General features: G+C 36.3%; 1 protein-coding gene. It reads left to right on the top strand.

The genetic code is table 11. The features are described from left to right. Positions 1 to 144: 144 nt before the first annotated feature. Positions 145 to 339, top strand: a 195-nt coding sequence (locus AB4486_RS23120; protein WP_372118853.1) for a hypothetical protein, incomplete at its 3' end; no start/stop codon positions are given.

Genomic DNA, 339 nt, shown 5'->3' with positions numbered 1-339 from the left:
ACCAAATACAAAGCGTGATATTGACACTAGGTTTCCTATATTTACGAATTTAAAATAACTTTATACATTGCCATCACAAATAGTTGACCTTGGTTAAAGCTAGGATATTCATCTTCATAAAAAGTGAAATATGGATATCAAAACGTGAACAACATAAATATTAATAAAATTATCTCTCTACGAAATACCTTCAACAATACCAAAAAGAAGAGCTTCAAACGCTCTACATTGGCCAAAGCAATGTTACCGCTCTTCACCGCTACTTTGATCGCGGGTTGTGGTAGTGATAATGATAGCGACAACGGTACAGCCCCTGGCAACAGTGGTTTATACCCTGCA

The organism is Vibrio sp. 10N.222.55.C6 (genome assembly GCF_041473395.1).
Lineage (GTDB): Bacteria > Pseudomonadota > Gammaproteobacteria > Enterobacterales > Vibrionaceae > Vibrio > Vibrio crassostreae_C.
Note: the sequence above shows the minus strand (reverse complement) of the source record. Positions and strands in the feature narration are given on the sequence as shown.